The organism is Kribbella sandramycini (assembly GCF_013131805.1).
In the GTDB taxonomy this organism is placed as follows: domain Bacteria; phylum Actinomycetota; class Actinomycetes; order Propionibacteriales; family Kribbellaceae; genus Kribbella; species Kribbella sandramycini.
This window is the reverse complement of sequence record NZ_JABJRC010000003.1, coordinates 832472-857639: the sequence shown is the minus strand read 5'-3', so window position 1 is coordinate 857639 and position 25168 is coordinate 832472. Positions and strand designations below refer to the sequence as shown.

Sequence of the window (25168 nt, the reverse complement as noted above, 5' to 3'; positions counted from 1 at the left end):
CGCGGCCGGAGGAGGCACCTAGGTCAACTGCCGCGACGCGCTTCATACGACGGTGAGTTCGAGGTTGAGCAGGCTTGCAACGGCCTGCAGGTCGGCAGCGCGGTGGCCGGTACCGAGAGCCCAGTGGTGAGCTACGCCGGAGGCGGACCAGGCATCGGTCCACTCGCCCGGGTCCCGGTTGAAGTCGACGCGGGAGGTGGTGTTGCCGATCTGCAGGAGCGGACCAGGGACGACGGTGCCCTCAGAAGCAGTCAGGTGGAAGGTACCGTCCCGCCGCTGACCCAGCCCGCACAGTGTGACCGGCCCCTGGCGTACATCGAACTCGACCGAGACACCCCAGCCGCGTTTGCCGTGGTAGACGCCAAGACCGCGTAGTAGCGGCTTGTTGGCGCTGATGGCCAGGTGAGCCGGGCCGTCGTGCCCCATCTCCACCACACCGTCCTGGAAGTTCAATGCCTGCAGTTCGGTGAACGAACCGCCCGCACCGAGCTTTTCCATGACCAGCATCGCCAGTGAGGTTCGTAGCTCGTACTCACCGACCGCGGGCACCCCTCGGGCCGTCAGCAGCGACGCCCCGAGGATCATCCCGGCGGCGACGCGCTCGTGCATCTCTCCGTCGAGACCGCGGTGGTAGTACGCCAGTGTGGTCAGGTCGAAGTCCTCCACCAACCTGTCCAGCGCGACCGACACCGTCGCGCCCCAGCGGAAGTCTTCCTCGACCACGGAGTCGTCCAGCGTGAAGATCTCCCGCGCCAGCTCCATCCGCGCGTCTGTCTCCGCCGGGGTGACCTTCTCGACCCGCACCCGCAGGTCATCGATCTCCAGGATCTCCACGTGCCCACCGAGCTGTGCGGAGACCAGCGTCGGGTCAGTGACGACGTCCATCATGCCGGGGTACAGGTGACCCAGCAGGCCGTGCCGTCCGGTTCGGAACGCAGCTCGGACGCCGGCTGCGCGGATCCAGCGGTCGATCCGCGTCCAGGCCCGCTCGTCCTCCAGGTAGCCCGAAACCGACCGGAACTCGATTCCGCAGCGTTCGAAGGCGTTGGCCATTTCCGGCAGCGGACAGGCTCCGCAGTACGCCAGCCACGCACCCGTGTCGAACGTTGCGTGGTTCATCGCCTCCGTCGGCTGGAGATTCAGCAGCAGCACCGGCGAACCGCTCCGCTGTGCCACCGGCACCAGCATCGACGCCGTCATGTAGGTGGTCAGGAAGCCGACGATCAGGTCGCAGTCGGCCAGCCGCAGCTTCTCCGCGGCCGCAGCGCCCTCCTGCGCATCAGAGATGAACCCGACGTCCACTACCTCGCAGTCCATCGCCTCGAACCGCTCCGCCACCCGGCGCGCCGAAGCCTGCAACTGCGGCAGCAGCGCCGGGAACTGCGGCCAGTAGGCACCTAGTCCGCCGGCGACCAGGCCGACCCGGGTGCTCATCGCAGGAAGGCGGCAGCCACGCCGGCGTCGACAGGGACATGCAAACCAGTCGTGTGCGAGAGGTCCCCGCCCACCAGCGCGAAAACGGCCGCTGCGACGTTCTCCGGCAGCACCTCCCGCTTCAGCAGCGTCCGCTGCGCATAGAACGCACCCAGCTCGGTCTCCGGTACGCCGTACACAGCAGCCCGCTGCGCACCCCAGCCCTTCGCAAAGATCCCAGACCCGCGGACGACGCCGTCCGGGTTGATCCCGTTCACGCGGACGCCGTACTCGCCCAGCTCGGCCGCGAGCAGCCGGACCTGATGCGCCTGGTCGGCCTTGGCCGCGCCGTACGCGACGTTGTTCGGACCGGCGAAGACGGCGTTCTTGCTGGAGATGTAGACGATGTCCCCGCCGAGCCCCTGGTCGATCAGCACCTTCGCCGCCGCCCGCGAGACCAGGAAGGACCCCTTCGCCATCACGTCGTGCTGCAGATCCCAGTCCCGATCGGTGGTCTCCAGCAGCGACTTCGAGATCGACAGCCCCGCGTTGTTCACGATCAGGTCCACCCCACCGAAGGCCAATACGGCCTCCGCCAGCGCAGCCTCCACTGCCGCGGACGACGAGACGTCCGCACCGACCGCCACGGCGACGTCCGACGTACCGATCTCCTTCGCGACCGCTTCGGCCGCGGCCAGATCGAGATCGGCCACCACGACGCAGGCGCCCTCGGCCGCGAGCCGCAGCGCGATCGCCCGACCGATGCCCGAGCCGGCGCCGGTCACGAAGGCGACCCGGGACGCGAGCGGTTTCGGCTTGGGCATCCGCTGCAGCTTCGCCTCCTCCAGCGCCCAGTACTCGATCCGGAACTTCTCCCGCTCGTCGATCGGCGCGTACGTCGACACCGCCTCCGCTCCGCGCATCACGTTGATCGCGTTCACGTAGAACTCGCCGGCGACCCGTGCGGTCTGTTTGTCCTTCCCGAAGCTGAACATCCCGACGCCGGGCACCAGCACGATCGCCGGGTCCGCACCGCGCATCGCCGGGCTGTCGTCCGATGCATGCCGGTCGTAGTACGCCGTGTACTCCTCCCGGTACTCCGCATGCAGCTCCCGCAGCCGTGCCACCACGTCGGCGACCGAAGCGCTGGGCGGCAGGTCGAGCACCAGCGGCCGCACCTTCGTCCGGAGGAAGTGGTCCGGACAGGAGGTCCCGAGCGCGGCCAGCGCGGCCAGCTTCTCCCGGGAGAGGAACTCCAGCACGACGTCGGAGTCGGTGAAGTGACCGACCTGAGGCCGGTCAGTAGAAGCGAGGCCACGGATGACCGGCGCCAGCGCGGCAGCCCGCGCCCGCCGGTCAGCCACAGCGAGAGGTTCGAAACCGGGGACGACCGGGCCGAAAGGCTCAGCAACCCCACGGTCGGCCAGAAAGCGCTCAGCAGTGCGGATGATCTCCAGCGAGTTGGCCTCGCATTCGTCCGAGGTAGCACCCCAGGCAGTGATGCCGTGGCCGCCCAGAATGCACCCGATCGCGGCAGGGTTGGCCCGCTGCATCGCAGCGATGTCCAGCCCCAGCTGGAAGCCGGGACGCCGCCACGGCACCCACACCACCCGGTCACCGAAGCACTCCGCAGTCAGCTTCTCGCCGTCCGCGGCGGTGGCCAGCGCGATCCCGGAGTCCGGGTGCAGATGGTCCACATGCGGCGCGTCGACGAGCCCGTGCATCGCAGTGTCGATCGACGGCGCCGCACCGCCCTTGCCGTGCAGGCAGTAGTCGAAGGCGGCGACCATCTCGTCCTCCCGGTCCACACCCGGGTAGACGTCCACCAACGCCTGCAACCGATCCAGGCGCAGTACGGCGAGGCCCGCGGCTGTCAGAGTGCCGAGGTCACCACCAGAACCCTTGACCCATAACAGGTCGACCGGCTGGCCGGTCACCGGATCCGTCTCGACACCCTTGGCCGACGTGTTCCCGCCGGCGTAGTTGGTGTTCCGCGGGTCCGATCCCAGCCGGTTGCTCCTGGCAACGAGTTCCATCACGCTCCCCATCCAGCCTGCTGGCCATCGGCCCGCTCGGCGACGATCTGCTCGAAGTACCCGCTGCGCTTGTACGCCGCGAGCGGGTTGGGGTCGAGCCCCTGCGACTCCCGCAGCTCGGCCAGCAACGGACGGACATCGGTGTTGTAGGCATCCATCAGGACGGCGTTGGCCTCCAGCACGTCGCCTTCCAGCTGGGCCCGCTTCAACGCGTCCCGGTCGACGAGCAGCGCCTTCGCGGTGGCCTCCTGGACGTTCATCACCGAGCGGATGATCGCCGGGATCTTCACCTCGATGTTGTGACACTGGTCGAGCATGAACGCGATCCCGCGGTCCGGGTCGAGCGCGTCGCCGCGGACGATCTCGTTCATGATCCGGAACAGCTGGAACGGGTCGGCCGCCCCGACCATCAGGTCGTCGTCCGCATAGAACCGGCTGTTGAAGTCGAACGCGCCGAGCTTCTTCACCCGCAGCAGGAACGCCACGATGAACTCGATATTCGTCCCCGGCGCGTGATGCCCGGTGTCGATACACACCACGGCTTTCGGCCCCAGTTCGAGGCAGTGCGCGTACGACGTACCCCAGTCCGGCACGTCGGTGGTGTAGAACGCCGGCTCGAACAGCTTGTACTCCAGCAGCATCCGCTGCTCCGGCCCGAGCCGGTCGTAGACCTCGCGCAGCGCGGCCGCGAGCCGCTCCTGCCGATCCTGGATGTCGTCTTGGCCGGGGTAGTTGGTGCCGTCCGAGAACCACAGCTTCAGATCCCGCGAGCCGGTCGCGTCCATGATGTCGACGCATTCGAGCAGGTGGTCGGTCGCCTTGCGGCGGACGCCGGGATCCGGGTTGGTGACACTGCCGAGCTTGTAGTCGTCATCCTGGAACACGTTGCTGTTGATCGCCCCGAGCCGGACGCCCTGCTCCTTGGCGTACGCCGCCAGCTGCGCGTAATCGGACACCTTGTCCCACGGGATGTGCATCGCCACACTCGGGGCGACGCCGGTGAACCGGTGCACGGCGGCGGCATCCGCGATCTTCTCCTCGGGGGACCGCGGCACGCCCGGCTGGGTGAAGACCTTGAACCGGGTGCCGGAGTTCCCGAACGCCCACGAAGGCAGCTCGATCTCCTGACGCTTGAGGGCATCCGTCACGCTGGTCATAGTCAGTCCCCTTGTAGGTGGAAGATCTCGGGCAGCAGCTGGAACGTCTCGTCCGGCCGCCCCGCGCTGAAGTACGACGTCATCTCGGCCTGCCAGCGGGTGTTCACCTCGGTGGCCGCCATCGCCTGCTGTGCCGCTTCCAGGTCCGGGGACTCGACGTACCCGATCAGCAGGCCGTCGGCGCGCAGGAAGAGCGAGTAGTTGTGCCACCCGGACTCCCGCAGCGCGGCCTGCATCTCGGGCCAGACGTCCCGGTGCCGGTCGACGTACTCGTCGAGCCGATCCGGCCGGACCTGGAGGCAGAAGCAGTAACGATTCATCAGAAGTTGAACTTGTCGATGTTCTCGGCGGTGAACTCGGTCGGCGGGCCGAGCACGATCTCGCCGTCCGCGCCGATGGTGTACTCGCCGAGCTTGCCGGCGGTGAACTTCTCGCCCTGCGCGCCGGTGATCTGACCCGAGCTCATCGCGGCGCCGGCGTACGCGGCCAGGTAGCCGATATCGGCCGGGTTCCAGAGCGCGAACTTCTTGACCGTGCCGTCCTTGACGTACTGGCGCATCTGGTTCGGCAGGCCGAGACCGGTGATCGCGACCTTGCCCTTGTAGCTGGAGGCGCTCACGTAGCGCGACGCCGCGGCGATCCCGACCGTGGTCGGCGAGACGATCACTTTCAGGTTCGGGTAGGACTGCAGCAGGCCCTGGGCCTCGGTGAACGACTTCTGGTCCTCATCGTTGCCATAAGCAATCTTCACCAGTTTGAGCTTGCTGTTGGCGGGTTTGGCCAGCTCGGTCTTCATCACCTCGATCCACGAGTTCTGGTTGGTCGCGTTCGGGGTGGCGGACAGGACGGCGATCTCACCCTCGCCGCCGGCCAGCTCACTGGCCATCTTCACCAGGCTCTCGCCGATCCCTTGGGTGGTGGCCTGGTTGATGAACGCGTCCCGGCAGGTCTTCGAGGCGTCGGAGTCGAAGGTGATGACCTTGATCCCGGCCTTCCGCGCCTGGTTCAGCGACGGGCAGACGGCGTTCGGGTCGTTGGCCGCGACGGCGATCACGTCCTGCTGCTGCTGGATCAGCGTGTTGATGTAGCTGACCTGCGAGGACGCGCTCGCGTCGTTCGGGCCGACCAGTTTGTAGGCGCCCTTGATCTCGTCGACTGCGACCTTGCCGCCGCCGACCTCGACATCGGTGTACGGGTTGTTGAGCTGCTTGGGCAGGTAGGCGATCTTCAGCCCCTCCTTGAGGGGCGCGTTCGGATTCGCCTGACCGGCCGTGCTCTGCGGAGCGGCCGTGTTCTGGCCCTCGGTACTCGACTTCGTCGTACCGCCGCACGCGGTCAACGCCAGGAGCGCTACCGCAACGGGGAGGTGCTTACGCATGGTTCGTCCTTTCAGGTACGACGTCGGATCAGGTTGGGGCCGAGTACGGAGGCGATCAGCAGGACGCCGGTGACGACGTTCAACGCCTCGTTGGAAACATCGGACAGGCGCAATGCGTTCTGCAGCGAGCCGAGGAGGACGACGCCGGCGATCACACCCGGCAGTGCCCCCTTGCCGCCGAAGATGGAGACGCCACCGAGCAGGACGGCGGCGACCACGGCCAGCTCGAGCCCGGCGCCGTTGTCGGCACGGGCGCTGGAGTAGCGCAACGTCCAGAGCACACCGGCCAGGCCGGCGATCGTGCCGCTGGCGACGTACAGCCAGAACTTGAGCCGGCCGGGGCGGATACCGGCGAAGCGCGCGGCCTGCTCACTCGCGCCGACCGCGAAGACCGCGCGGCCGATCGGGGTGGCGTGCAGGATCACGCCGAAGATCACGGCGAGGACGACGAGCACGATCAGCACGTTCGGGATCGGCGTCCCGGCGATGGTGCCGGTCACCCAGTCGGTGTAGACGGCCGGGAAGTCGGCGACCGCGCCGTCGCCGAGGACGACGAACGCGAGGCCGCGGTAGAGCGCGAGCGTGCCGATCGTGACCGCCAGCGACGGCAGGCCGAGGACGGTGACGAAGAAGCCGTTGATCGCGCCCAGGACCGCGCCGAGCAGCAGACAGACCGGGATGATCGTCTCGATCGGCTGGTTCGCGTTCCAGAGGTAGCCCATCACCGCGCTGGACAGGCCAAGTGTGCTCGCGACGCTCAGGTCGATCTCGCCGGTGACGATGACCAGCGTCATCGGGAGCGCGACCAGCGCGATCGGCAGCAGGTCGAGAACCAGGAAGCCGAAGTTCTGCGCGGTGCCGAAGCTGTTCACACTCGCGGCGGCGATGACCAGCACGACGGCGGTGATCGCGATGATCGCCACGTTCCAGTTGGCCAGCCGGCCGATCCGGGTCTCGGTGAGCTGCTCAGCCGACATGGGAGCCTCGCTTCTTCAGGCCCGCTGCGACCCGGACGGCGACCAGCCGGTCGGCTCCGATCGCGAGCAGGATCAGACCGCCGACGATCGCCTGCTGCCAGAACTGGTTGATCTCGAGGACGGCGAGCGCGCTGCCGATCGTGGTCAGCAGCAGTGCGCCAAGAGCTGCGCCCCAGACCGTCCCACTGCCGCCGAAGACCGCCACTCCGCCGACAACCACGGCAGCGACGACGTTCAGCTCCATACCGGTGCCAGCTGCCGCGTCGATCGTTCCGAACCGGGCAGCGAACAGCACACCCGCCAGCCCGGCCAGACCGCCGCTGACGACGAAGGCACCGATCGTACGGCGTCCGACCGGGATGCCTGCCAGCTGCGCGGCCTGAGGGCTGGAGCCCATCGCGTACAGCTCGCGGCCGGTCCGGTAGCTGCGCAGGACCACTGCAGTGACGACCAGGACAACCACGGCCAGAATGACCAGCCATGGGATGTCGGCCGTGCCGAAGTTCAGGAAGCTCGGTGGCAGCTCGTCCGCGTTGATCTGGCTACCGCCGGCCCAGAAGTAGGTGACGCCGCGGATGACGTACAGCGTGCCCAGAGTGACCACCAGCGCCGGTACGTTGCCGTAGCGGACCAGCACACCGTTCAGAACACCGCATGCGGCGCCGACTCCGGCGCCAACCAATAGCGCGAAGACAACCGGGATGCCGGGATAGTTCTGTAGCAGAGTGCCGACAGTGAAGGCACTCAGGCCGAGGACCGAGCCGACCGAGAGGTCGATGTTGCGGGTGATCACAACCACGGCCTGGCCGACCGCCAGTACGGCCAGGATCGCTGTGTTCAGCAGGATGTCGCGGATGCTCTGGCCGGACAGGAAGCGCGGGTTGGAGATGGTGGTCACCGCGACCAGCAGCACCAACGCCAGGACGATGCCCAGCTCGCGCGCTCGCAGTACGACGTCCAGGGACGAGCGTTTGGGCGCGGGCAGCTCGACTGCCGTCATACCGTCGCCTCCTGACCGGTCGCCGCGAACATCACGGCCTCCTCGGTCGCCTCGGAGCGACTCAGCTCGGTGACCAGGCGGCCCTCGCGCATCACCAGTACGCGATCGGCCATTCCGAGCACCTCGGGCAGTTCCGACGACACCATCAGGACGGCGACTCCCTCCGCGGCGAGACTGGACATCAGCCGGTGCACCTCGGCCTTGGTGCCGACGTCGATGCCCCGGGTCGGCTCGTCGACGATCAGCACCTTGGGTTTGGTCGCCAGCCATTTGGCCAGCACGACCTTCTGCTGGTTACCGCCCGACAGAGTGCCGACCTCGTCGGAGAGCCGGCCGTACTTCGTCTTGAGTCGCTCGGTCCACTCCTGTGCGGATCGGCGCTCGCGGCTGCCGGTGAGGAAGCCGAGCTGGGACAGCGAGCGCGATCTGGGCAGCGTCACATTGCGCTCGATCGAGAGCTCCATCAGCAGGCCCTGCTGGCGGCGGTCCTCGGGAACGAGCGCGACACCCGCGGCCATCGCGTGTTTCGGCTTACCCGGTTTCAGCGACTTGCCGGCGACCTCGACCGTGCCGGCGTCCCGCGGGTCGACGCCGAAGATCGACTGGACCACTTCGGAGCGGCCGGAGCCGACCAGACCGGCCAGCGCGACGATCTCGCCGGCCCGAACCTCGAAGGAGATGTCGTGGAAGACGGGGTCGCGGGTGAGGCCGTCGATCTTGAGCACAGTGGCGCCGGGTACGACGTCCTGTTTGGGGAAGAGGGCGTCGAGATCGCGGCCGACCATCCGGCGGACCATCTCGTCGACGCTGGTGTCGGCCAGCAGATCGGTCGACATGTGCCGGCCGTCCCGCATGATCGTGACGCGCTGGCAGAGCGCGGTGATCTCCTCGAAGCGGTGCGAGATGAAAAGCAGCGCCGCGCCGCCGTCGCGCAGGGACCGGGCGACCGCGAACAACCGCTCGACCTCGACGCCGGTGAGGGCGGCGGTCGGCTCGTCCATCACGACCACACGGGCGTCGGCGGAGAGGGCCTTGGCGATCTCGACCAGCTGCTGATCGGCGATCGAGAGGCCGCGCGCCGGGCGGTTCGGGTCGATGGACACGCCGAGGCGGGTGAAGAGGCGAGCTGCCTGGCTGACCATCGCGGCCCGGTCGATCGTGTTGAAACGACCCAGTGGCTGGCGGCCCATCGCGATGTTCTCGGCGACCGAGAGATCCGGGAAGAGGGTCGGCTCCTGGTAGATGACCGCGATCCCGGCCGCCTTCGCGTCGGCGGGCCCGCCGAGGGCGAGCGGCGTGCCGGACAGCTCGAGGGCGCCGCTGTCGGGCCGGTGCACACCGGCCAGCATCTTCACGATCGTGGACTTCCCGGCGCCGTTCTCGCCGACCAGGGCATGCGCCTCACCGGCGTACAGGTCGAAGGAGACATCGCGGACGGCGGCGACCGCGCCGAACGACTTGGACACGCCGCGGATGCGGAGCAGAGCGGTCAACGGTCACCTCCTGATGGTTATGAAAGGTTTCAAGTGATGATGAGGAAAGTACGGGCGAGGGATCGCGGGCGTCAAGAGGTGGACCACTCATTCGGGGGACATCAGCGGTTTCACCGCTCCTCAAGGGGTAGGCTTCGGTCCACTAAGACGTTTCAACTGAGACCTTGATGCGGGGAGGTAGGCGTGGTATCCGAGCGCCGTGGGCAGACCGCCGGAGTGAAGGCGGTCGCCGCCGCGGCCGGGGTCTCACTGGGCACGGTGTCGAATGTGCTGAACCGGCCCGAGATGGTCAGCCCGGTCACCCGCGCCAAGGTCGAGGCGGCGATGACCCAGCTCGGCTTCGTCCGGAACGAGTCGGCCCGCCAGCTCCGCGCGGGCAGCAGCCGGATCCTTGCGTACCTGATGCTCGACGCGGGCAACCCGTTCTTCACCGACGTCGCCAAGGGCGTCGAGGAGGCGGCCCGCGCGGCCGGCCTGTCGGTCTTCCTCTGCAACAGCAACGAGGACGCCTCCCGAGAGGCCGACTATCTCGATCTGCTCGAGCAGCAACGGGTTCAGGGGGTGCTGATCACGCCGATCGATCAGCATTCGTCCCGGCTGCGCAACCTGCCCGCCCGCGGAACGCCGGTGGTCGTGGTCGACCGGGCGATCGACGACGACCAGCACTGCTCGGTCGCGGTGAACGACGTCCTCGGCGGCGAGCTCGCGATCGCGCACTTGCTGGAGCTGGGCCACGAGCGGATCGCGTACGTCGGCGGCCCGGAGACGATCGGCCAGGTCACCGACCGGCGAGCCGGCGGCTGGGCGGCGCTGCGCAAGGCGGGCCGGCCCGCGAGCGATCTGATCGAGATCAACACCGGCGCGCTCACGGTCGCCGAAGGTAGGGGCGCAGGGCAACGACTTGCCGGGCTGCCCGCGGCTCGGCGTCCGACGGCGGCGTTCTGTGCGAACGACCTGCTGGCGTTGGGTTTGCTGCAGCAGTGCGTGACGCTCGGCATCCGGGTGTCGGAGGATCTGGCGATCGTCGGCTACGACGACATCGAGTTCGCCGCGGCGGCCGCCGTACCGTTGACATCCGTCCGGCAGCCGCGGCAGCTCCTCGGGCGGACGGCGGCGGAGCTGCTGCTCGACGAGTCGGCCAACCCCGACCACGAGCACCAGCGCGTCATCTTCACCCCGGAGCTCGTCGTCCGCACGTCAACCTCGGGCGCCGGGTAGGGCGGATCTCCCCCACTCACCAACTACCGCCGGGCGCCCGCTACGGCGACCTCCTGAGCGTGACGCCGTGCTCGTCGACCGAGTTGGTGAGTGTTAGCGGTCCGCCCCGTACGACGACAGGAAGACGGTCACTGCACTGTCGGCGATGCGGTCGAGCTCGCCGGGCTCGGGGCGGACGCGGGTGCCGGCGAACATGGCGCGGTTCATCGGTTTGTACATGACCAGCCCGGCGAACTGGTACGCGACGAGCGTCGGGTCGTCGAGCTCACGGAGCAGACCGCGGCCGGTGAGGCCGGCGAGCGCCTGCCCAAGGGTCTCCAGGGACTTCTCGAAACCGCGGGTGAACCACGCGCCGCAGACCTCGGGGAAGCGATCGGCCTCGGCGATCACGAGCCGCCGCAGCTGCAGGACGTGGTCGGCGGTCAAGCTCTCGAGGAGCCGGAACGCCAACGCACGCAGGGCTTCGCGGGCGTCGGTGGCGCCCTCCAGTGTCTCGGCGTACGCGGCGGCAAGGTTGACCGCGAGCTGGTCGTTCGTGCCGAGCACGATGTCGGCGAACAACCGCTCCTTGTTCTCGAACTGCTTGTAGACGGTCTGTTTGGAGACGCCGGCCTTGGCCGCGACCTCGTCCATACTCGCGCCGAGATAGCCGTGCTGGAGGAACACCTCGGTGGCCGCGACCTGGATCGCCCGCCGCTTGGTCGCCGTCCGCCCTGTTTGCTCCATGGCCGAAATCATACTGGACAGTCTAGTTTTCTGCTGGGTACTGTACGGTCTAGTTCCCGACTCGCTGAGGAGAAACACCATGAGCACCGTGACGTCCGCCGACGGCACCACCATCCACTTCGACGTCCGCGGCGTCGGGCAGCCGTTGATCGTCGTCGACGGCGCCACCGCCCACCCGGCCGTGAACCCACTGAACGCCGAGCTCGCCGAGCTGCTGCAGAGCGAGTTCCGCACGTACACCTACGACCGGCGCGGCCGCGGCCAGAGCACCGACACCGCGCCGTACGCCGTCCAGCGCGAGATCGAGGACATCGCAGCCCTGATCGAGCACGCCGGCGCGCCCGCGATCGTCCTCGGCTACTCCTCGGGCTCACTACTCGCCCTGGACACCGCGACCGCAGACCTCCCCGTCAGCGCCGTCGTCATGTTCGAGCCGCCAGTAGTAGTCGACGACAGCCGCCCGCCTCTGCCCACCGACTACGTAGAACAGCTGGAAGCGCACATCGCCGCCGGCAACCCCGACCTGGCCGCCGAACTCTTCATGACCGCCGCCGTCGGCCTCCCACCCGAAATGGTCGCCGGCATCCGTCAATCCCCCATGTGGCAGCCCGTAGTCGACGTAGCCCACACCATCTCCTACGACGGCCGCATCATGGGCACCACCATGTCCGGCAACCCCCTCCCCACCGACCGCTGGTCCACCGTCACTGCCCCCGTCCTGGTCATGTACGGCCAAGACACCTGGCCCACCCTCATCTCCGGCGCCCAAGCCGTCGCCACCCACCTCCCCACCGCAACCCTCCTCCCCGTCCCCGGCGAAAACCACTCCACCACCCCCGACGCCTTAGCCACCGCCCTCCGCACCTTCACCAAGACCCTGTGACGATTCAGCCCTCCCCTAGCGGCTGGGTCGGTGAGACGCTTTGGGGGTGGACAGGGATGGGTTCTGGGGTTTGGTGGAGGGTGCGCGCGGCGAGGTGGATGACTCCGCGGCGGACCCGGATGGGGTTGCGGACGCGTTGACGCGGGTGCTGGGTGGGCTTGGGGCTGAGGAGATCGCGGGCTTCGGGGTGGAGCTGGCGGGGTTGCTGGCCGAGTCGTACCGGTGGGATCTGTGGGCGGCTGCGTACTTGATCAATGGGGGTGGGTCGGAGGATGGGTTCGACTCGTTCCGGGGGTGGCTGGTCGCGCAGGGGCGGGAGGTGTGGGAGGCGGCGATGGCGGAGCCGGACTCACTCGCCGATGTGGTGGACGAGGATCGGCCGGAGGGGTTCGAGGGGTTCGACGGCGAAGGGATGCTGCACGTCGGGAGTCATGCGTACAAGAACGTGACGGGTGACGATGCGGCGTACTGGAAGGCGGTCGAGGCGGAGGCACCAGACACGCCGGATCTGCCGGCCGGCCAGGAGATCGACTTCGACGACGAGGCCGAGCTCCACGACCACCTGCCTCGACTTGCCGTGCTCTACCTGGACTCCTAGGCCACTGCGATGGCTTCGATCTCCAGGAGCCATTCCTCGGCGTAGATGTCGCAGATGACGATGGTGAGCGCCGGTGCGTGGTCGCCGAGTACCTCTGCGCGGATCTTGGCGTTCTCGGCGCGGTACTGGCGGTCTGACAGGTAGGTGTTGACCTTGACCAGGTTGCGCGCGTCCATACCCGCTTCGCCGAGGACGGCCAGGACGTTGCGCCAGACCATCCGGCACTGCGACTCGAAGTCCGGTGGGATGCGGCCGTCCTCGTCACCCCACGGCACCTGGCCGCTGACGTAGACCGTCCGCTCGCCGCCGGCCACGAGGACGCCGTGCGTGTACTGGCCCGTCGAACCGGGCAGCACCGGCGGATCCAGCTGGGTGATCTCAACCATTCGAACTCCCCTAACCTGTTGGAAGAGTTCTACCAGTTAGCCAGGTCAGTGACTAGCCCGGTTCGCCGCCAAGTCTTTCGATCGCGGAGCGGAGGCGGCGGCGCCAGGCGGGTTGGCCGGCGTCCTCGTCGGCGGCGGCCAGGCTGACCAGATGCTGCGCCATCTCGAAGCCCTCGGCGGACGGCGACTCGACAGCCGTCTCGGGCTGTACGTCGTACTCGTCCGGCTCCTGGTCGTCGTACTCGTAGCTGACGCGGCGCGTCGACCAGCCGAAGCCGTCCGGCACCAACAGCTCCGGAACGAGCACCTCGTGGCTGAGCGACGACAGCTCCTTGTCGCCGTTGCCGATGCTGAAGATGGTCGTACCGCGACGGCGTACGTCGCTGACTCGCTCGAGCAGGGTGTCGGGCGGCTCAGTCTCGGCGACGACCAGGAGCGACTCACCACGGCCGGCGTCCCGCAGACGGTCCAGACCGATGGCCAGGTGCGGCGGTGCGTCCGGTGGGGGCGCCCAGCGGACTAGCGACGGACGGGCGTCCTCGACACCGGCTCGGTGCAGTTCGTCGTCCAGGTGGGCGGTGAGGTGCCACGGCTCGTCGTCGACCGGGCCGAACAGCATTAGGCCGCCGGTCCGCGTCGTGTAGCGCCGTAGGGAGTGGCCGAAGTCCCGCGTCCGGCTGCCGAGCTCAGTGCCGCTCAGCATCTCCCGCAGCAGCGACGCCCTGGTGAGGTCCACACCTCCAACCTGACACATCTGCGGGGCTATTGCGACTCAGCCCAGCCGGTCCGCCTTGGCCTGCAGATAGTCGCGCTCCGGTGCGCTCGTCGTCCGCCGAGCTGCCAGTAGATAGCTCTGGCGCGCAGCGACCGGATCGCCGGCCATTTCGAGCAGATGCGCCCGTACGGCCTCCAGCCGGTGGTGCTCGGTGATTCGTCCGTCGGACTCGAGTGGTTCGAGTACGGCGAGGCCGGCCGCGGGCCCAACCGCCATCCCGACCGCCACCGCGTGGTTGAGCTTCACCATCGGGTTGTCGACCAGCTGCTCGAGTACGTCGTACAGCGCGACGATCTGGCGCCAGTCGGTGTCCTCGGCCTTCTTCGCCGTCCCATGCACAGCTGCGATCGCGGCCTGCACTTGATACGGGCCGAGCCGGGTGTGCGCCAGCGCGTCGGACACCAGCGCCTCACCTTCGACGACGGCGTCCTGATCCCACAGCGACCGGTTCTGATCGGCCAGCGGGACCAGTGCGCCGTCCGCCGTCGTACGCGCGGCTCGGCGGGCGTCGGTGAGCAGCATCAGCGCCAGCAGTCCCGCCACCTCACCGTCGTCCGGCAGCAACCGCCGTACGCCGCGCACCAGCCGGATGGCCTCAGTGGTGAGCTCCGCGTGGTGCAACGCCGTACCGGACGAGGCTGTGTAGCCCTCGTTGAAGATGAGGTACAGAACATGCAGTACGGCGCTCATCCGCGCATCCAGCTCCGCCGCCGGCGGCATCTCGAAGGTGCTACCCGCCTGCTTGATGCTGCGCTTCGCCCGACTGATGCGTTGCGCCATCGTCGACTCCGGCACCAAAAACGCCGCAGCGATCTGTCCGGTGGTCAGACCGCCCACCGCACGTAGGGTCAGTGCAATCTGCGACGCCGCGGACAGAGCGGGGTGACAGCACAGGAACAAGAGGGTGAGTGTGTCGTCCTGCGCAGGTACTTCGGGGACGTCGGCAACGAACTGCCCGGCGTCCTCTTCACGGCGTCGTCGAGCTGACTCACTGCGCAGCAGATCCATCAGCCGCCGCGAGCCGACCCTGATCAGCCAGCCGCGCGGGTTGTCCGGCAGTCCCTCTTCGGGCCACTGCTGCGCCGCAGCGAGCAGAGCCTCCTGGACGGCGTCCTCGGCCAGGTCGAAATGGCCGTAGTGCCGAACCAGCGCACTCAGGACCTGTGGCGCCTGCTCACGCAGGAGCAGCTCGACGTCGGTCACATCTCCAGCCCGGACGAATCCATCACCGGCCGCACTTCAACGGCGACGTACTCCGCGTCCGGCATCCGCGCGGCGTAACCGATCGCCTGGTCGATGTCGTCGCACTCGACCAGGTAGAAGCCGGCCAGATGCTCCTTGGTCTCCGCGTACGGCCCGTCCGTCGCCGCTGTGACGCCGTCGCGAATCGTCACGGTCCGGGTCGTGATGGGGTCAGCCAGACCAGCACCGGCTACCAGCAGCCCTTGTTCGTCCAGCTCCTTGTAGAGGTCGGCGTGCGCACGGGTCAGCCCGTCGCGTTGCTCGGCCGACAGGCTCGCCCAGCTCTCCGGGTTGCTGTAGATCAGCAGCATGTACTTCACAGGCACCATCCTGACGCTCGGGGAGGCCGCTGTGACCCCCTGATACCGGTACGTCGTGGCCGAGCGTTCGTCTTCGACATCAAACACCTGTTGGAGATTGCACCGCCGTCCAGTGGGCACTAGATGTCCGGCCGCCACTTTCCCCGCCCGGCGGCCCTCATAAGGAGGCTCCATGCTTATCCTCGGGCTGATCTTGCTGTTGCTCGGGTTCCTGTTGAAGATCTCGATCCTGTGGACGATCGGCATCGTGTTGCTGGTCGTCGGCGCCGTGCTGTTCCTGCTCGGCTCCACCGGACGCGCCATCGGCGGCCGAAGGCACTGGTACTGATCCCAAGGATGCAAACGGGGAGGCCCCGCGGACCAGTGGTCTGCGGGGCCGCATCACGTCCAGGGGAAGCGCGGAGAACGCTTCTCTGTAAAGGCTTTGATGCCCTCAGCTAGCTCGCCACTCGCAATGGTCTCGCGGTAGCGAGCCAGTGCGGCACTGTCGGCGTCCGCTCCGGCCAGCAACGCGTTGACCGTCTCTTTGGCCGAGCGAATGGTCAGCTGCGACCGTGACACCAGAGTCGCTGCGAACTCGTCGACAGTGGACTCCAGGTCGATGTCGTCGACCACTCTGTCCACCAGACCCTTCTGTTCGGCCTGCTCGGCACTCAGCAGGTCTCCACTGAACAAGAGGTACTTCGTCGTCGCAGGACCGACCAGATCGAGCAGTACGCGCACAGCGGCGGGCGGGTACACCACACCGATCCGTGCGGGCGTCACGCCGTACGACGAACCGCGCGCAGCGAACCGGAAGTCGCAGTTCACCGCTATCTCCAGCCCACCGCCGATGCAGTGCCCACGGACCATGGCGATCGTCGGCCGCGGAAACTCCCGCAACGCCTCCTGCGCCCGCAGGTTGAATGCGCGCAGCTCTGCCATCGGATCGGCCGGATCACTGCCCGAAATGAGCTCACTGATGTCAGCACCCGCCGAGAAGCTCGGACCGGCACCAGTGACGACGAGCACCTTGACCTCGTCGTCCGCGGCCAGCTCGGCCAGCAGCCCCGGCAGCGCCTCCCACATCGCACGGGTCAGCGCGTTGCGTTTGCGCACGCGGTCGATCACCAGCCGAGCCACCACACCACTGCGGATCTGGAACCCGAGGTCGTCCATACCGGGCAGTCAACCAGGAGGCGCTCCCGGCCGCCGCCTGGTGGATCACATCCCGCGCTTGACCCGCGACTTCGCCCGCGCCATCCGGATCAGGTAGCCCGGCGTCGGCGGCACCCAGCCGAGCTGCTCAGCCTGACCGAGGTCGTCCCGGTTCGCCCAGTGCTCGACGATCTGCCCCTCCTGCACCCGCAGCCAGTGCGATCGTTCCGTCGCGAACGTCTTCCCGGTCGGCGGGAAGACCGACTTGACCGCGCCATCGTCGGTGTAGACCGCGAACGGCGCGGTGTGCCGGCCGCTCATCGTCGTGTTGATGACGACCAGCTCCCCCTCCGTGACGACGTGCCGAACCTCGAACGCCAGCTCGCTGAACGCGGCCCGCAACCAGAGCGCCGTCGCGTAGTAGGACTCCGGACCGACGCCGCGACACTCGGGCGGCCCGGCGAACCGCTCCCGGTTGACGGCGTCCGGATGGACGAGCCGCGCGAAGTCGGCGTACTCGCCGTCGGCCATGATCTGGATACAGCGAACGGCCAGGTCCGCTGTCGTGGTGGTGTCCATCGGATCCCCCTAGTATTAGATACAGTTTGACTGTACTCAAAAGCATGGGACGGCGCATGGCGGAAGTCAAGAGGCAGTACGACGCGTCCGGACGGCGCGAGCAGGCCCGCCGGCGACGGCGCGACGTCGTGATCGCGGCGCGCGAGCTGTTCGAGTCCGACGGCTTCCAGGCGACGACGATCGCCGCCGTCGCCCGGCGCGCGGGCGTCTCGGCCGAGAGCATCTACAAGGGCTTCGGCACCAAGGCCGCGCTGGCCAAGGCGGTCTTCGACTTCGTGATCGCCGGCGACGACGAGCCGGTCGCGATGATCGACCGCCCCGAGACCCGGGCCGTCCAGGCGGAGCCCGACGTCCGGCGCAAGCTCCGGCTGTACGCCGCCGGCGTCGCGGAGCGGGCCGCGCGGTCGGCGCGGGTGCAGATCATGATCCGGGACGGGCGGCACGGCGACGAGACCCTGCGAGCGACCTGGCAGACCCTGCTCGACGAGCGGCTGACCGGGATGACGATGTTCGCCCGGCACCTGCTCGAGACCGGGCAACTGCGAGCCGAGATCACGGAGGCCGAGATCGCGGATGTGTTGTGGACATACATCTCGGTCGAGATCTACGAACTGCTGGTCCTGCTCCGCGATTGGTCACCGGAGCGTTACGCGGAGTTCGTCGGGAGCGGCTTGATCACGGCGTTGTGCGATCCGAGCGTTTGATCTCGGCCCCATCACATCCGGATAGCGGGCAGATCACGCGGGCGCGCCGCCGTAAGTGTTCGTAATGCGTTAAAAACGCGGGTCGATTGCGAACCTTGCCGGGATCTGTGCTTGACTCCTCCGGTCGATAACGTTTTGGTCTCGGCAGATTGGGTTACAGAGCATGACTGCAGGACGGCATAGACAGGCGCGGCACCGTCAACCGCGCCCGAAGGTGATCCGGCCCGGCATCGTGAAGGTCGCGATCCCCGGAGCGGCAGTGGCACTCGTGGCCACGGGTTCGGCGGCCGCACTCCCCGGTCACGACGTCAAGGTGGACACCCCGATCGCCAGCTCTCCCCTGCAGCTGGCGCGCGATGCGGCCACCAGCCGGGACGCCCTGCGCCCCCCGCTGAACCTGAAGCAGTCCCCAAAACCCGCCGCGAGCCCGACGGCCAAGCACCTGAAGAAGCAGGCGCCGATCCCGAAGCCGACCGCCGCGAAGACGCGTGCCGCGGCCGCGCTGCCGCCGAAGATCATCGGCACGAAGTTCACCACCACCGATCTGAACGTGTGGACGGTCCCGCTGACCGGCGTCCTGCTCGACGTCCTCAAGCGCGGCACGAAGGTCTCGATCACCGGCAAGGTCGACGGCATCTGGGCCGAGATCGTCAGCAACGGCAAGTCCCGCTGGGTCAAGGCCGAGTACCTGGCGCTGAAGAAGCCGGTCGAGGCCGTCGCGGGCGGGATCTCGCAGTCCGCCTGTAAGTCCGGCTCGTCGGTCGAGAGCGGCCTCACCAAGGACGCCATCCGCGTGCACCGCGCGGTCTGCGCGAAGTTCCCGAGTATCACGTCGTACGGCGGGATGCGGGCCGGCGACTCCGGCTCGGAGCACTCGACCGGTCGCGCGCTCGACATCATGGTCAGCGGCTCCCTCGGCCAGGAGGTCGCCGACTGGCTGAAGGCGAACTACCGCAAGCTCGGCATCAGCGAGCTGCTCTGGGAGCAGCACATCTGGACGGTCCAGCGCAGCAGCGAAGGCTGGCGCGCGATGGAGGACCGTGGCGGCGCCACGGCCAACCACTACGACCACGTGCACGTCAGCGTGTACGGCAACCAAGGCACGGTCTGAGCTTTCCGCGCTCCGTAACGGCCCGGTTCCACCCTCCTGGGAACCGGGCCGTTGCGCGTGCTCAGGGCTTGATATTCGCGTTCAGACGGAAGAAGTTCGTCGGGTCGTAGGCGCGTTTGACGGCGCGGAGGCGGTCCAGGTCGGCTTCGGCGTACGCCGTCGTCGCGCGGCCGTGGTCACCGAGGAAGTTCACGAACGTGCGGCCGGAGTCCGGCAGCAGGCCGGGCGGGAGCTCGCGGTCGACGATGAGTGAGTACGCCGCGGCCCGGTGGCCCACCGGGCCGGCGCCCGGGCCGGGGTGCGCCATCGCGCCACCCCAGTGCCGGATCTCGACCGTCGGGTCGTCGTCGAGCGCCACGAGCGTGTCGATGGTGTGGTCGGTGAGGTCGTCGAGGAAGTCCAGGTGCCGGGTCGGCGTCCCGCCCATCGCGGCATCGGCGTACTCGATCGTGGTCAGCGCACCGGCGAGGCGCGGCCCGGCCACCTCGAAGAGCGGTTTCAGGAGGTGTTCGGCGAGGTCGGCGGCACCGGCGTACAGGACCTTGATGGCGACCGCCCGTTGCTCGGTGCCGGGGATGCGGGTCAGGACGACGGCTGTGCTGAGCTCGTTGGGGATGTGCTTCGTCCAGTCGCGGTAGCGGCGCAGGAGCTCAGGGGCGCGGTCGATGCCGTAGTAGACGATTCCGGCGTACACGGTCTGCACTGGGTAGAGGCGGAACTCCAGTGCGGTGACGATGCCGAAGTTGCCGGTACCGCCGCGGATCGCCCAGAACAGGTCAGGGTGCTGCTCTGCGGTCGCAGTCACGACACGTCCGTCAGCCGTGACCACCTCTGCCCGAAGCACACTGTCAGCCGCGAAACCGTACTTGCGCGCCAGCCAACCGACTCCGCCACCGAGCGTGTACCCGGTAACACCGACATCCTTCGACGACCCCGACAGCGGCGCCAGGCCGAACTGCCGCGCCGCCTCCAACACAGCACCCCACCGCGCCCCAGGCGCCACCCGAGCCACCCGCCGCTCCGGATCGACGAACACCCCAGTCAGCCGAGTCGTCTTGAGCAAAATGCCACCATCAGCCGGCACCTTCGTCCCGTGACCAGTAGCCTGCACAGCCACCGGTACGCCGTACTCCCGCGCCACCCGCACCACCACCTCGACATCCCCCCGCCCTGCAGCCTCAGCCACCACCAGTGGCCGCGAGTCAAGCGAAGGCGCCACCGCCCGCCGCTCAACGTCGTACTCCGCCTCCCCCGCCACCCACAACCGCCCCCCAAACCCAGCCCCCACCAACCCACCCACCACATCGCCCCGCCCCGCCACCACAACCTGCGCACTCATCTCGCATCTCCTTCGCTCGTCTCACCAACACGTCGAAGAAGCCCCCACAAAATTGACATCCTGCTCGCGATGACTTTCACCAAGCGCTTCAGTTCGTGGTCCCGCGCCGAGCCGGACCGCGAATGGGCCACCCTCACTGCGCTGTCCAGAGCCCGTCCCAGCCTTGTGCCGTCTCCGCTTCGTCGCGGCACCGATTGGGTCGAGATGACCCATCTCCCCGGGTTGCCGCTCTCCGCCCCGCTCACCCGTCGCCAGCTACCGGCCCTCGGCGATGCCCTCCAGCTGCTCTGGTCCGTGCCGCCCGCAGATCTCCTCCCCCTGGAGGTGCCCTCCCTGCTCACCCGGACGGCCGACGGCCTCGCCATCCTCCGCAGTCGTGCTGGCGTGATCGGCTCAGCTGCGGCGGAGGCTGCCGACTGGCTCGACCAGGCGAGCGGACTGGCCGACGTCCACGACCCGGTCGTTGGGCATGGCGACCCGAACCTTGCGAACTATCTGTGGGACGGCGAGTGCGTCCGCATCATCGACTTCGAGGACGCCGGGCTCGGCGACCGCACGTTCGAGCTGGCCAACCTGGTCGAGCATCTGGCCGGCCGTGGCACGCTGTGGAACGACCTTCTCGAGCGCTTCCCGGTCGACCCGACGCGCCTCCATGCGGCCCGGTGTCTGTGGGCCGCGTTCTGGCTGGTGCTGATCGGACCTGGCGGGCCGAGTGCGCAGCGCAACCCGTCGGGGACGGCCGACGCGCAGGCGCGGCGCCTGCTCGGGTTGATCAGGGTTCGAGGGTGAGGGTGGATAGGCGGGTGGGGTCGGCGAGGATGTTGAGTTCGGTGATTCGGTTGTTGGTGATGGTGAAGGTGGAGACGGCTTGGAGGCGGCCGTTGACGAGGGTGATGGTGCCGGGGGCGCCGTCGATGAGGGCCAGGTGGGTGTGGGGGGCCAGGCGGGTGAAGGTGAGGGCTTGTTCGACGACGGCCAGGGCGCCGCGGACGAGTTTGGAGACGGCGGGGCCGGTGTGTTGGTCGGGGCCGGCGTCGGCTCGGAGTACGACGTCGGGGTCGAGGAGGAGCAGGAGGCCCTCGAAGTCGCCGTTGCGGGAGGCGGCAATGAAGGCCTCGACTACCTCGCGGCGGCGGCCTGGGTCGGTTTGGTCGGCCGGTGCGCCTTGGACGCGGCGGCGGGCGCGGCTGGCGAGCTGACGGGCCGCTACGGGGGATTTGCCGACGATTTCGGCGATCTCGTCGAAGCTGAGGCCGAACATGTCGTGCAGGACGAAGGCGAGCCGCTCTGCCGGTGAGAGGGTCTCCAGGACGACGAGCATCGCCAGTCCGACCGCATCGGCCTGGACTGCGGTCTCCTCGGGGTCGACTGTGCGCAGCGAGACCGGATCCGGGACGAAGGTGTCCAGTGCGTCCTCGCGGCGCGACTTGCGGGTGCGCAGCATGTCCAGACAGACCCGCGACACCACAGTGGTCAGCCAGCCGGCCAGATTGAGGACGTCGCTCGTATCTGACCGGTTGAGCCGCAGCCAGGCCTCCTGGACGGCGTCCTCGGCCTCAGCGCGTGAGCCGAGCATCCGGTACGCCACTCCGCGCAGGTGGTCCCGGTGCTGCTCGAACCCCTGTGCCAACAGGTCCCGCTCGTCCACTGGTCACTCCTGTCGAAAGATCTGCCCGCTCGGTCACAGTCCCTGACGGATCGGGGCACCATCATGTGACACGACGCCGACAACCCGGATGATGGACCGCATGACGCTCGACGACGGCTTCGACGACGCCACGCTCGATCTGTCCGTCTGGTCGCCGTACTACCTTCCGCACTGGAGCTCACGCGCCGCGACCGCAGCGACGTACGAGCTGGGTGACTCCTGCCTCACGCTCAGCATTCCGCCGAGTCAGGGCCTGTGGTGCGCGGGCGACCACACACCGGACCTGCGGGTGTCAGGCATCCAGTCCGGCAACTACTCCGGGCCGGTCGGCAGCACAGTAGGTCAGCAGCCGTACCGCGACGGCCTGCTGGTCCGCGAGGCGCAGCCGCCCTTCTGGGGCTGGACTCCGGCCGGCGGACGCGTAGAGCTGCGCGCACGCGCCAACCTCAGCCCCCGCTCCATGGCCGCCCTCTGGATGATCGGCCTGGAGGACCAGCCCGACCACTGCGCCGAAATCTGCATCATGGAGGTATTCGGCGACGCCGTCGCCCCAGGCGCCTCCGCAGCCGTCGGCATGGGCCTCCACAGCTTCCGCGACCCCTCCACCACCGAGGACTTCGAAGCAGTACGCCTCCCCATCGACATCAGCGAATTCCACACCTACGCCGTCACCTGGTCAGACGGCCTAGCAGTCTTCTCAGTAGACGGCACCGAAGTACGCCGCTGCACCGGCGCCCCCACCTACCCCCTCCAACTAATGCTCGCCGTCTTCGACTTCCCCGACCGCTCCACCGGCGCCGACACCCACCTAACCCCAACCTTCACCATCGACCACCTCCGCGGCTCCGAGCACGCCGACCAACCGTCCGCCGCCCTACGCTGGATCGTCGACGACCCGCAGCCGAGTCTGATCCGGCTGGCCGCTGTACAGGGCACTGACGTGGTCGGACGGGACGGAGCCAGAGCGACGTGAGCTGGGGTACGTCGTCGGTCCGTCCAGCCGGTGGGGTCAGGGCCTCGGTAGCGCCATCGCCCGCCTCGCAGTGGACTGCGGCTTCGCCACGCTGCAGCTCGAGGCAATCGACGCGGCGGCCGCAGAGTCCAACGAACACTCGATCCGCATCCTCGTCGGCCTCGGCATGACCGAAACCGCCGAGCAGGGTCTGGAGACCTACCTCGGCACGCCGGCACTTACTCGGAGCTTCAGCCTCAGCCGCGGGGGATGGTTGCGAGGACGAAGTGGCGGAAGGTGTTGAGGGCTGTGGGGTTCCAGTGGGGTGGGGTGTCGTCGCGGTAGGTGGTTAGGGCTTGGGTTATTAGGGGGTGGTGGGCTCGGGGGAGGTTTTGGAGTGCCCAGAGGGCGCCTTCCTCTTTGCTGAGGACGGAGCCGTTCTGTAGGAGCTCTAGCGTCCGGCAGGCGTTCAGTACGCCGTACTCGGGCAGTTCGAACAGCTCGTCGCCGTCGAAGATGTCGTGCAGGTCGTCGAGTACGGCGGACAGGTAGTGCTCGTGGGGCACCGGCGCGAACAGCTCAGCTGGTGGTGGACCGCTCAGAGTTGCGCCACGCGCTCGTACGACGCTGATGTGTGCGGACAGGTCCGGATCAGCTCCGTCGTCGTTGTAGTCGACTGCTCCGGCCAGGATGCGCTCCGTCCACGCCTCCGAGTAGTGGACCTCGTACGGGCGTGGGTGCACCGCCGTACGCGCCTGCTCTGTCGTCAGCACCGAAAGCTCCAGATCGCCCACCATCGGGCGGCCGGCGGCCCGTTCGGCCAGGGCTCTCGCTGCGCGCCCTCGGTCGGCGGCTGGCAACGCCTCCGGCACTACCACCAGCAGGTCCACATCACTCCGGCCCCGGTAGTAGCAGCCCATCGCGAGTGAGCCGTGGACGTAGACGCCCGCAGTGGCCAGGCCGGTCGCTTCTACTGCGTCGACCACGTACTCCCGGACATCTGGATCGCAGTCCGCCCAGGACTGCCCGCGCATCATGGTCACCACTGTAGGACTCACAGACCTAGGGAAACTGGTACGACAGAAGCTGCGCCCAGCCCGCCTAGCGTCGAGGTATGAAGCTCAAAGCAACCATCGCAGCAGCTCTCACCGTGCTGATGGCCGCGACTCCGACGGTGGCCTCGGCGTCCCACGCGCCGAACCCGCGGACCTGGCAGGAGATCCGGAACGAACAGGTGGCGAAGGCGGTGGTGCACGAGTTGTTCAACCGGCACGACCTCAAAGCCGTCGACCGGTACTTCCGGCAGTCGCTCGTCCAGCACAGCCCCGATATCGCCAACGGCGCAACGGGTCTCAAGCAGTTCATCCGCCAGAAGCCCAAGCTGCGCTACGACGTCTTCAAGATGATCGCGGACGACGACTACGTGATGCTGCAGTCCCGAGTCACCGGCCGGAGCGCGGTCACCCAGATCGTGATGGACGTCTTCCGGTTCGATCGCAGCAAGATCGTCGAGCAGTGGGACGTCGTCATGACCGAAGTCCCCGCTTCGGAGTCCGCCAACGGGAACCCGATGGTCACCCGGGGCAAGCCCAGCAAGCCGAACCGCCACGACAACGAACGCATCGTCGCCACGGCCCTCAACGAGACCATGGTCAAGCGCAACCTCAGCATCATCCCCCGCTACTACAAGGAGCCGTACACCCAGCACGACCCGCTCACCCCCAGCGGCCTGGTACAGCTCCGCAAGTCCATCCTCGCTCTCCCACCGGACGCCACCTTCGAGCCCGGCCTGATCATGGCCGAAGGCGACGAGGTCGTCGTCCACGCGCGCCTCCGCAACATCACCCCCACCCCGGTGATCGCCATGCACGTCTACCGCGTCGACAACGGCAAGATCGTCGAGCACTGGGAGCTCTACCAGTACGAGGTCCCCCGCGACCAGAGCCTCAGCGGCAACGACATGATGACCCCCCGCACCGGCCCCTGATCCCGAAACCGAACCGAACCGGCCCCTTCACCCACCCGGGCGAAGGGGCCGACTGCGGAGGGCGTGGGATTCGAACCCACGATGACGGTCACCCGCCATACCGGTTTTC

28 protein-coding genes are annotated in these 25168 nt (G+C 68.1%); 10 read left to right on the top strand and 18 right to left on the bottom strand.

Translation table 11 applies throughout. The annotated features are described in order from the left end of the window. Positions 1 to 42: 42 nt before the first annotated feature. From HPO96_RS17635 to HPO96_RS17600, 8 genes are read right to left on the bottom strand one after another with little or no spacing between them, the layout of a single operon-like run. A complete protein-coding gene (locus HPO96_RS17635; RefSeq protein ID WP_171674523.1) occupies positions 43 to 1434 on the bottom strand; it encodes an L-fucose/L-arabinose isomerase family protein in 1392 nt (463 codons plus the stop codon). Beyond that, positions 1431 to 3449: a bifunctional aldolase/short-chain dehydrogenase gene (locus HPO96_RS17630; protein WP_238355153.1), complete on the bottom strand. Its 2019-nt coding sequence runs from the start codon at positions 3447 to 3449 to the stop codon at positions 1431 to 1433. Before HPO96_RS17630 ends, HPO96_RS17635 begins: the two co-directional genes overlap by 4 nt. Beyond that, entirely contained in the window at positions 3449 to 4606 is a 1158-nt protein-coding gene (gene rhaI / locus HPO96_RS17625) for an L-rhamnose isomerase (RefSeq protein ID WP_171674521.1), read from the bottom strand. Before rhaI ends, HPO96_RS17630 begins: the two co-directional genes overlap by 1 nt. Before the next feature lie 2 nt (positions 4607 to 4608). Then, on the bottom strand, positions 4609 to 4926 hold the full coding sequence (locus HPO96_RS17620; protein WP_171674520.1) for an L-rhamnose mutarotase: 318 nt from the start codon (positions 4924 to 4926) through the stop codon (positions 4609 to 4611). Beyond that, a complete protein-coding gene (gene rhaS / locus HPO96_RS17615) occupies positions 4926 to 5984 on the bottom strand; it encodes a rhamnose ABC transporter substrate-binding protein (RefSeq protein ID WP_171674519.1) in 1059 nt (352 codons plus the stop codon). The genes HPO96_RS17620 and rhaS overlap by 1 nt, the downstream gene beginning before the upstream one ends. A gap of 11 nt (positions 5985 to 5995) precedes the next feature. Continuing rightward, on the bottom strand, positions 5996 to 6961 hold the full coding sequence (locus HPO96_RS17610; RefSeq protein WP_171674518.1) for an ABC transporter permease: 966 nt from the start codon (positions 6959 to 6961) through the stop codon (positions 5996 to 5998). Then, entirely contained in the window at positions 6951 to 7961 is a 1011-nt protein-coding gene (locus tag HPO96_RS17605) for an ABC transporter permease (protein WP_171674517.1), read from the bottom strand. The genes HPO96_RS17610 and HPO96_RS17605 overlap by 11 nt, the downstream gene beginning before the upstream one ends. Next, positions 7958 to 9454, bottom strand: coding sequence for a sugar ABC transporter ATP-binding protein (locus HPO96_RS17600; RefSeq protein ID WP_171674516.1), 1497 nt, complete (start codon positions 9452 to 9454; stop codon positions 7958 to 7960). The genes HPO96_RS17605 and HPO96_RS17600 overlap by 4 nt, the downstream gene beginning before the upstream one ends. A gap of 183 nt (positions 9455 to 9637) precedes the next feature. Here HPO96_RS17600 and HPO96_RS17595 point away from each other — a divergent pair, with 183 nt between their 5' ends. Beyond that, on the top strand, positions 9638 to 10672 hold the full coding sequence (locus HPO96_RS17595; RefSeq protein ID WP_337796683.1) for a LacI family DNA-binding transcriptional regulator: 1035 nt from the start codon (positions 9638 to 9640) through the stop codon (positions 10670 to 10672). A 93-nt stretch (positions 10673 to 10765) separates the two neighbouring features. Here the strand turns inward: HPO96_RS17595 and HPO96_RS17590 are convergent, their stop codons facing one another. Continuing rightward, entirely contained in the window at positions 10766 to 11398 is a 633-nt protein-coding gene (locus HPO96_RS17590) for a TetR/AcrR family transcriptional regulator (RefSeq protein WP_171674515.1), read from the bottom strand. 79 nt (positions 11399 to 11477) lie between these two features. On the opposite strand from HPO96_RS17590, the gene HPO96_RS17585 reads away from it, so the two are divergent. Together HPO96_RS17585 and HPO96_RS17580 are read left to right on the top strand one after the other, a co-directional pair. Beyond that, positions 11478 to 12281, top strand: a complete 804-nt coding sequence (locus HPO96_RS17585; protein ID WP_171674514.1) for an alpha/beta fold hydrolase — start codon at positions 11478 to 11480, stop codon at positions 12279 to 12281. A gap of 46 nt (positions 12282 to 12327) precedes the next feature. Continuing rightward, on the top strand, positions 12328 to 12879 hold the full coding sequence (locus tag HPO96_RS17580; RefSeq protein WP_171674513.1) for a DUF4240 domain-containing protein: 552 nt from the start codon (positions 12328 to 12330) through the stop codon (positions 12877 to 12879). Here the strand turns inward: HPO96_RS17580 and HPO96_RS17575 are convergent. From HPO96_RS17575 to HPO96_RS17560, 4 genes are read right to left on the bottom strand one after another with little or no spacing between them, the layout of a single operon-like run. Continuing rightward, the gene (locus HPO96_RS17575) at positions 12876 to 13265 is read right to left on the bottom strand and encodes a RidA family protein (RefSeq protein WP_171674512.1); all 390 of its coding nucleotides are present in this window, start codon (positions 13263 to 13265) and stop codon (positions 12876 to 12878) included. The genes HPO96_RS17580 and HPO96_RS17575 overlap by 4 nt on opposite strands. 52 nt (positions 13266 to 13317) lie before the next feature. Beyond that, entirely contained in the window at positions 13318 to 14001 is a 684-nt protein-coding gene (locus tag HPO96_RS17570) for a hypothetical protein (RefSeq protein ID WP_171674511.1), read from the bottom strand. Between the two features lie 36 nt (positions 14002 to 14037). Continuing rightward, positions 14038 to 15243 (bottom strand): DUF6596 domain-containing protein, encoded by a 1206-nt coding sequence (locus HPO96_RS17565; RefSeq protein WP_171674510.1) that lies wholly within the window; start codon positions 15241 to 15243, stop codon positions 14038 to 14040. Continuing rightward, positions 15240 to 15593, bottom strand: a complete 354-nt coding sequence (locus HPO96_RS17560) for a YciI family protein (protein ID WP_238355270.1) — start codon at positions 15591 to 15593, stop codon at positions 15240 to 15242. The genes HPO96_RS17565 and HPO96_RS17560 overlap by 4 nt, the downstream gene beginning before the upstream one ends. 181 nt (positions 15594 to 15774) lie before the next feature. Here HPO96_RS17560 and HPO96_RS17555 point away from each other — a divergent pair, with 181 nt between their 5' ends. Further along, positions 15775 to 15930, top strand: coding sequence for a DUF6131 family protein (locus HPO96_RS17555; protein WP_171674508.1), 156 nt, complete (start codon positions 15775 to 15777; stop codon positions 15928 to 15930). 53 nt (positions 15931 to 15983) lie between these two features. Here HPO96_RS17555 and HPO96_RS17550 read toward each other — a convergent pair whose 3' ends face one another. Continuing rightward, the gene (locus tag HPO96_RS17550; RefSeq protein WP_171674507.1) at positions 15984 to 16760 is read right to left on the bottom strand and encodes an enoyl-CoA hydratase/isomerase family protein; all 777 of its coding nucleotides are present in this window, start codon (positions 16758 to 16760) and stop codon (positions 15984 to 15986) included. Positions 16761 to 16805: 45 nt separating this feature from the next. Beyond that, positions 16806 to 17318: an ester cyclase gene (locus HPO96_RS17545; RefSeq protein ID WP_171674506.1), complete on the bottom strand. Its 513-nt coding sequence runs from the start codon at positions 17316 to 17318 to the stop codon at positions 16806 to 16808. Between the two features lie 56 nt (positions 17319 to 17374). On the opposite strand from HPO96_RS17545, the gene HPO96_RS17540 reads away from it, so the two are divergent. Next, positions 17375 to 18022 (top strand): TetR/AcrR family transcriptional regulator, encoded by a 648-nt coding sequence (locus HPO96_RS17540; RefSeq protein WP_171674505.1) that lies wholly within the window; start codon positions 17375 to 17377, stop codon positions 18020 to 18022. 259 nt (positions 18023 to 18281) lie between these two features. Further along, positions 18282 to 19133, top strand: a complete 852-nt coding sequence (locus tag HPO96_RS17535) for a VldE C-terminal domain-containing protein (RefSeq protein ID WP_337796682.1) — start codon at positions 18282 to 18284, stop codon at positions 19131 to 19133. Between the two features lie 61 nt (positions 19134 to 19194). Here HPO96_RS17535 and HPO96_RS17530 read toward each other — a convergent pair whose 3' ends face one another. After that, positions 19195 to 20472, bottom strand: coding sequence for an FAD-binding oxidoreductase (locus HPO96_RS17530; protein WP_171674503.1), 1278 nt, complete (start codon positions 20470 to 20472; stop codon positions 19195 to 19197). Between the two features lie 69 nt (positions 20473 to 20541). On the opposite strand from HPO96_RS17530, the gene HPO96_RS17525 reads away from it, so the two are divergent. Continuing rightward, positions 20542 to 21261, top strand: coding sequence for a phosphotransferase family protein (locus tag HPO96_RS17525; protein WP_171674502.1), 720 nt, complete (start codon positions 20542 to 20544; stop codon positions 21259 to 21261). On the opposite strand, the gene sigJ is transcribed toward HPO96_RS17525, so the two are convergent. Next, positions 21245 to 22120 carry an RNA polymerase sigma factor SigJ gene (gene sigJ, locus HPO96_RS17520; protein ID WP_171674501.1) on the bottom strand — a complete coding sequence of 292 codons (876 nt, stop codon included), beginning with the start codon at positions 22118 to 22120 and terminating at the stop codon, positions 21245 to 21247. The genes HPO96_RS17525 and sigJ overlap by 17 nt on opposite strands. A 100-nt stretch (positions 22121 to 22220) precedes the next feature. On the opposite strand from sigJ, the gene HPO96_RS17515 reads away from it, so the two are divergent. Further along, positions 22221 to 23093, top strand: coding sequence for a glycoside hydrolase family 16 protein (locus HPO96_RS17515; RefSeq protein ID WP_202885993.1), 873 nt, complete (start codon positions 22221 to 22223; stop codon positions 23091 to 23093). Continuing rightward, a complete protein-coding gene (locus HPO96_RS39895; RefSeq protein WP_171674664.1) occupies positions 23044 to 23376 on the top strand; it encodes a GNAT family N-acetyltransferase in 333 nt (110 codons plus the stop codon). Before HPO96_RS17515 ends, HPO96_RS39895 begins: the two co-directional genes overlap by 50 nt. On the opposite strand, the gene HPO96_RS17505 is transcribed toward HPO96_RS39895, so the two are convergent. Next, the gene (locus tag HPO96_RS17505) at positions 23330 to 24109 is read right to left on the bottom strand and encodes an aminoglycoside adenylyltransferase domain-containing protein (RefSeq protein ID WP_171674499.1); all 780 of its coding nucleotides are present in this window, start codon (positions 24107 to 24109) and stop codon (positions 23330 to 23332) included. The genes HPO96_RS39895 and HPO96_RS17505 overlap by 47 nt on opposite strands. Positions 24110 to 24186: 77 nt before the next feature. Between HPO96_RS17505 and HPO96_RS17500 the strand changes: the two genes are divergently transcribed. Next, on the top strand, positions 24187 to 25059 hold the full coding sequence (locus HPO96_RS17500) for a nuclear transport factor 2 family protein (RefSeq protein WP_171674498.1): 873 nt from the start codon (positions 24187 to 24189) through the stop codon (positions 25057 to 25059). Positions 25060 to 25168: the final 109 nt, after the last annotated feature.

Coding starts and splice junctions, on each gene's coding strand:
- HPO96_RS17635 (WP_171674523.1), bottom strand. CDS start 1,434: ATGAGCACCCGGGTCGGCCTGGTCGCCGGCGGACTAGGTGCCTACTGG.
- HPO96_RS17630 (WP_238355153.1), bottom strand. CDS start 3,449: ATGGAACTCGTTGCCAGGAGCAACCGGCTGGGATCGGACCCGCGGAAC.
- rhaI (WP_171674521.1), bottom strand. CDS start 4,606: ATGACCAGCGTGACGGATGCCCTCAAGCGTCAGGAGATCGAGCTGCCT.
- HPO96_RS17620 (WP_171674520.1), bottom strand. CDS start 4,926: ATGAATCGTTACTGCTTCTGCCTCCAGGTCCGGCCGGATCGGCTCGAC.
- rhaS (WP_171674519.1), bottom strand. CDS start 5,984: ATGCGTAAGCACCTCCCCGTTGCGGTAGCGCTCCTGGCGTTGACCGCG.
- HPO96_RS17610 (WP_171674518.1), bottom strand. CDS start 6,961: ATGTCGGCTGAGCAGCTCACCGAGACCCGGATCGGCCGGCTGGCCAAC.
- HPO96_RS17605 (WP_171674517.1), bottom strand. CDS start 7,961: ATGACGGCAGTCGAGCTGCCCGCGCCCAAACGCTCGTCCCTGGACGTC.
- HPO96_RS17590 (WP_171674515.1), bottom strand. CDS start 11,398: ATGGAGCAAACAGGGCGGACGGCGACCAAGCGGCGGGCGATCCAGGTC.
- HPO96_RS17585 (WP_171674514.1), top strand. CDS start 11,478: ATGAGCACCGTGACGTCCGCCGACGGCACCACCATCCACTTCGACGTC.
- HPO96_RS17575 (WP_171674512.1), bottom strand. CDS start 13,265: ATGGTTGAGATCACCCAGCTGGATCCGCCGGTGCTGCCCGGTTCGACG.
- HPO96_RS17560 (WP_238355270.1), bottom strand. CDS start 15,593: ATGCTGCTGATCTACAGCAACCCGGAGAGCTGGGCGAGCCTGTCGGCC.
- HPO96_RS17555 (WP_171674508.1), top strand. CDS start 15,775: ATGCTTATCCTCGGGCTGATCTTGCTGTTGCTCGGGTTCCTGTTGAAG.
- HPO96_RS17550 (WP_171674507.1), bottom strand. CDS start 16,760: ATGGACGACCTCGGGTTCCAGATCCGCAGTGGTGTGGTGGCTCGGCTG.
- HPO96_RS17545 (WP_171674506.1), bottom strand. CDS start 17,318: ATGGACACCACCACGACAGCGGACCTGGCCGTTCGCTGTATCCAGATC.
- HPO96_RS17540 (WP_171674505.1), top strand. CDS start 17,375: ATGGCGGAAGTCAAGAGGCAGTACGACGCGTCCGGACGGCGCGAGCAG.
- HPO96_RS17530 (WP_171674503.1), bottom strand. CDS start 20,472: ATGAGTGCGCAGGTTGTGGTGGCGGGGCGGGGCGATGTGGTGGGTGGG.
- HPO96_RS17525 (WP_171674502.1), top strand. CDS start 20,542: ATGACTTTCACCAAGCGCTTCAGTTCGTGGTCCCGCGCCGAGCCGGAC.
- HPO96_RS17515 (WP_202885993.1), top strand. CDS start 22,221: ATGACGCTCGACGACGGCTTCGACGACGCCACGCTCGATCTGTCCGTC.
- HPO96_RS17505 (WP_171674499.1), bottom strand. CDS start 24,109: ATGATGCGCGGGCAGTCCTGGGCGGACTGCGATCCAGATGTCCGGGAG.
- HPO96_RS17500 (WP_171674498.1), top strand. CDS start 24,187: ATGAAGCTCAAAGCAACCATCGCAGCAGCTCTCACCGTGCTGATGGCC.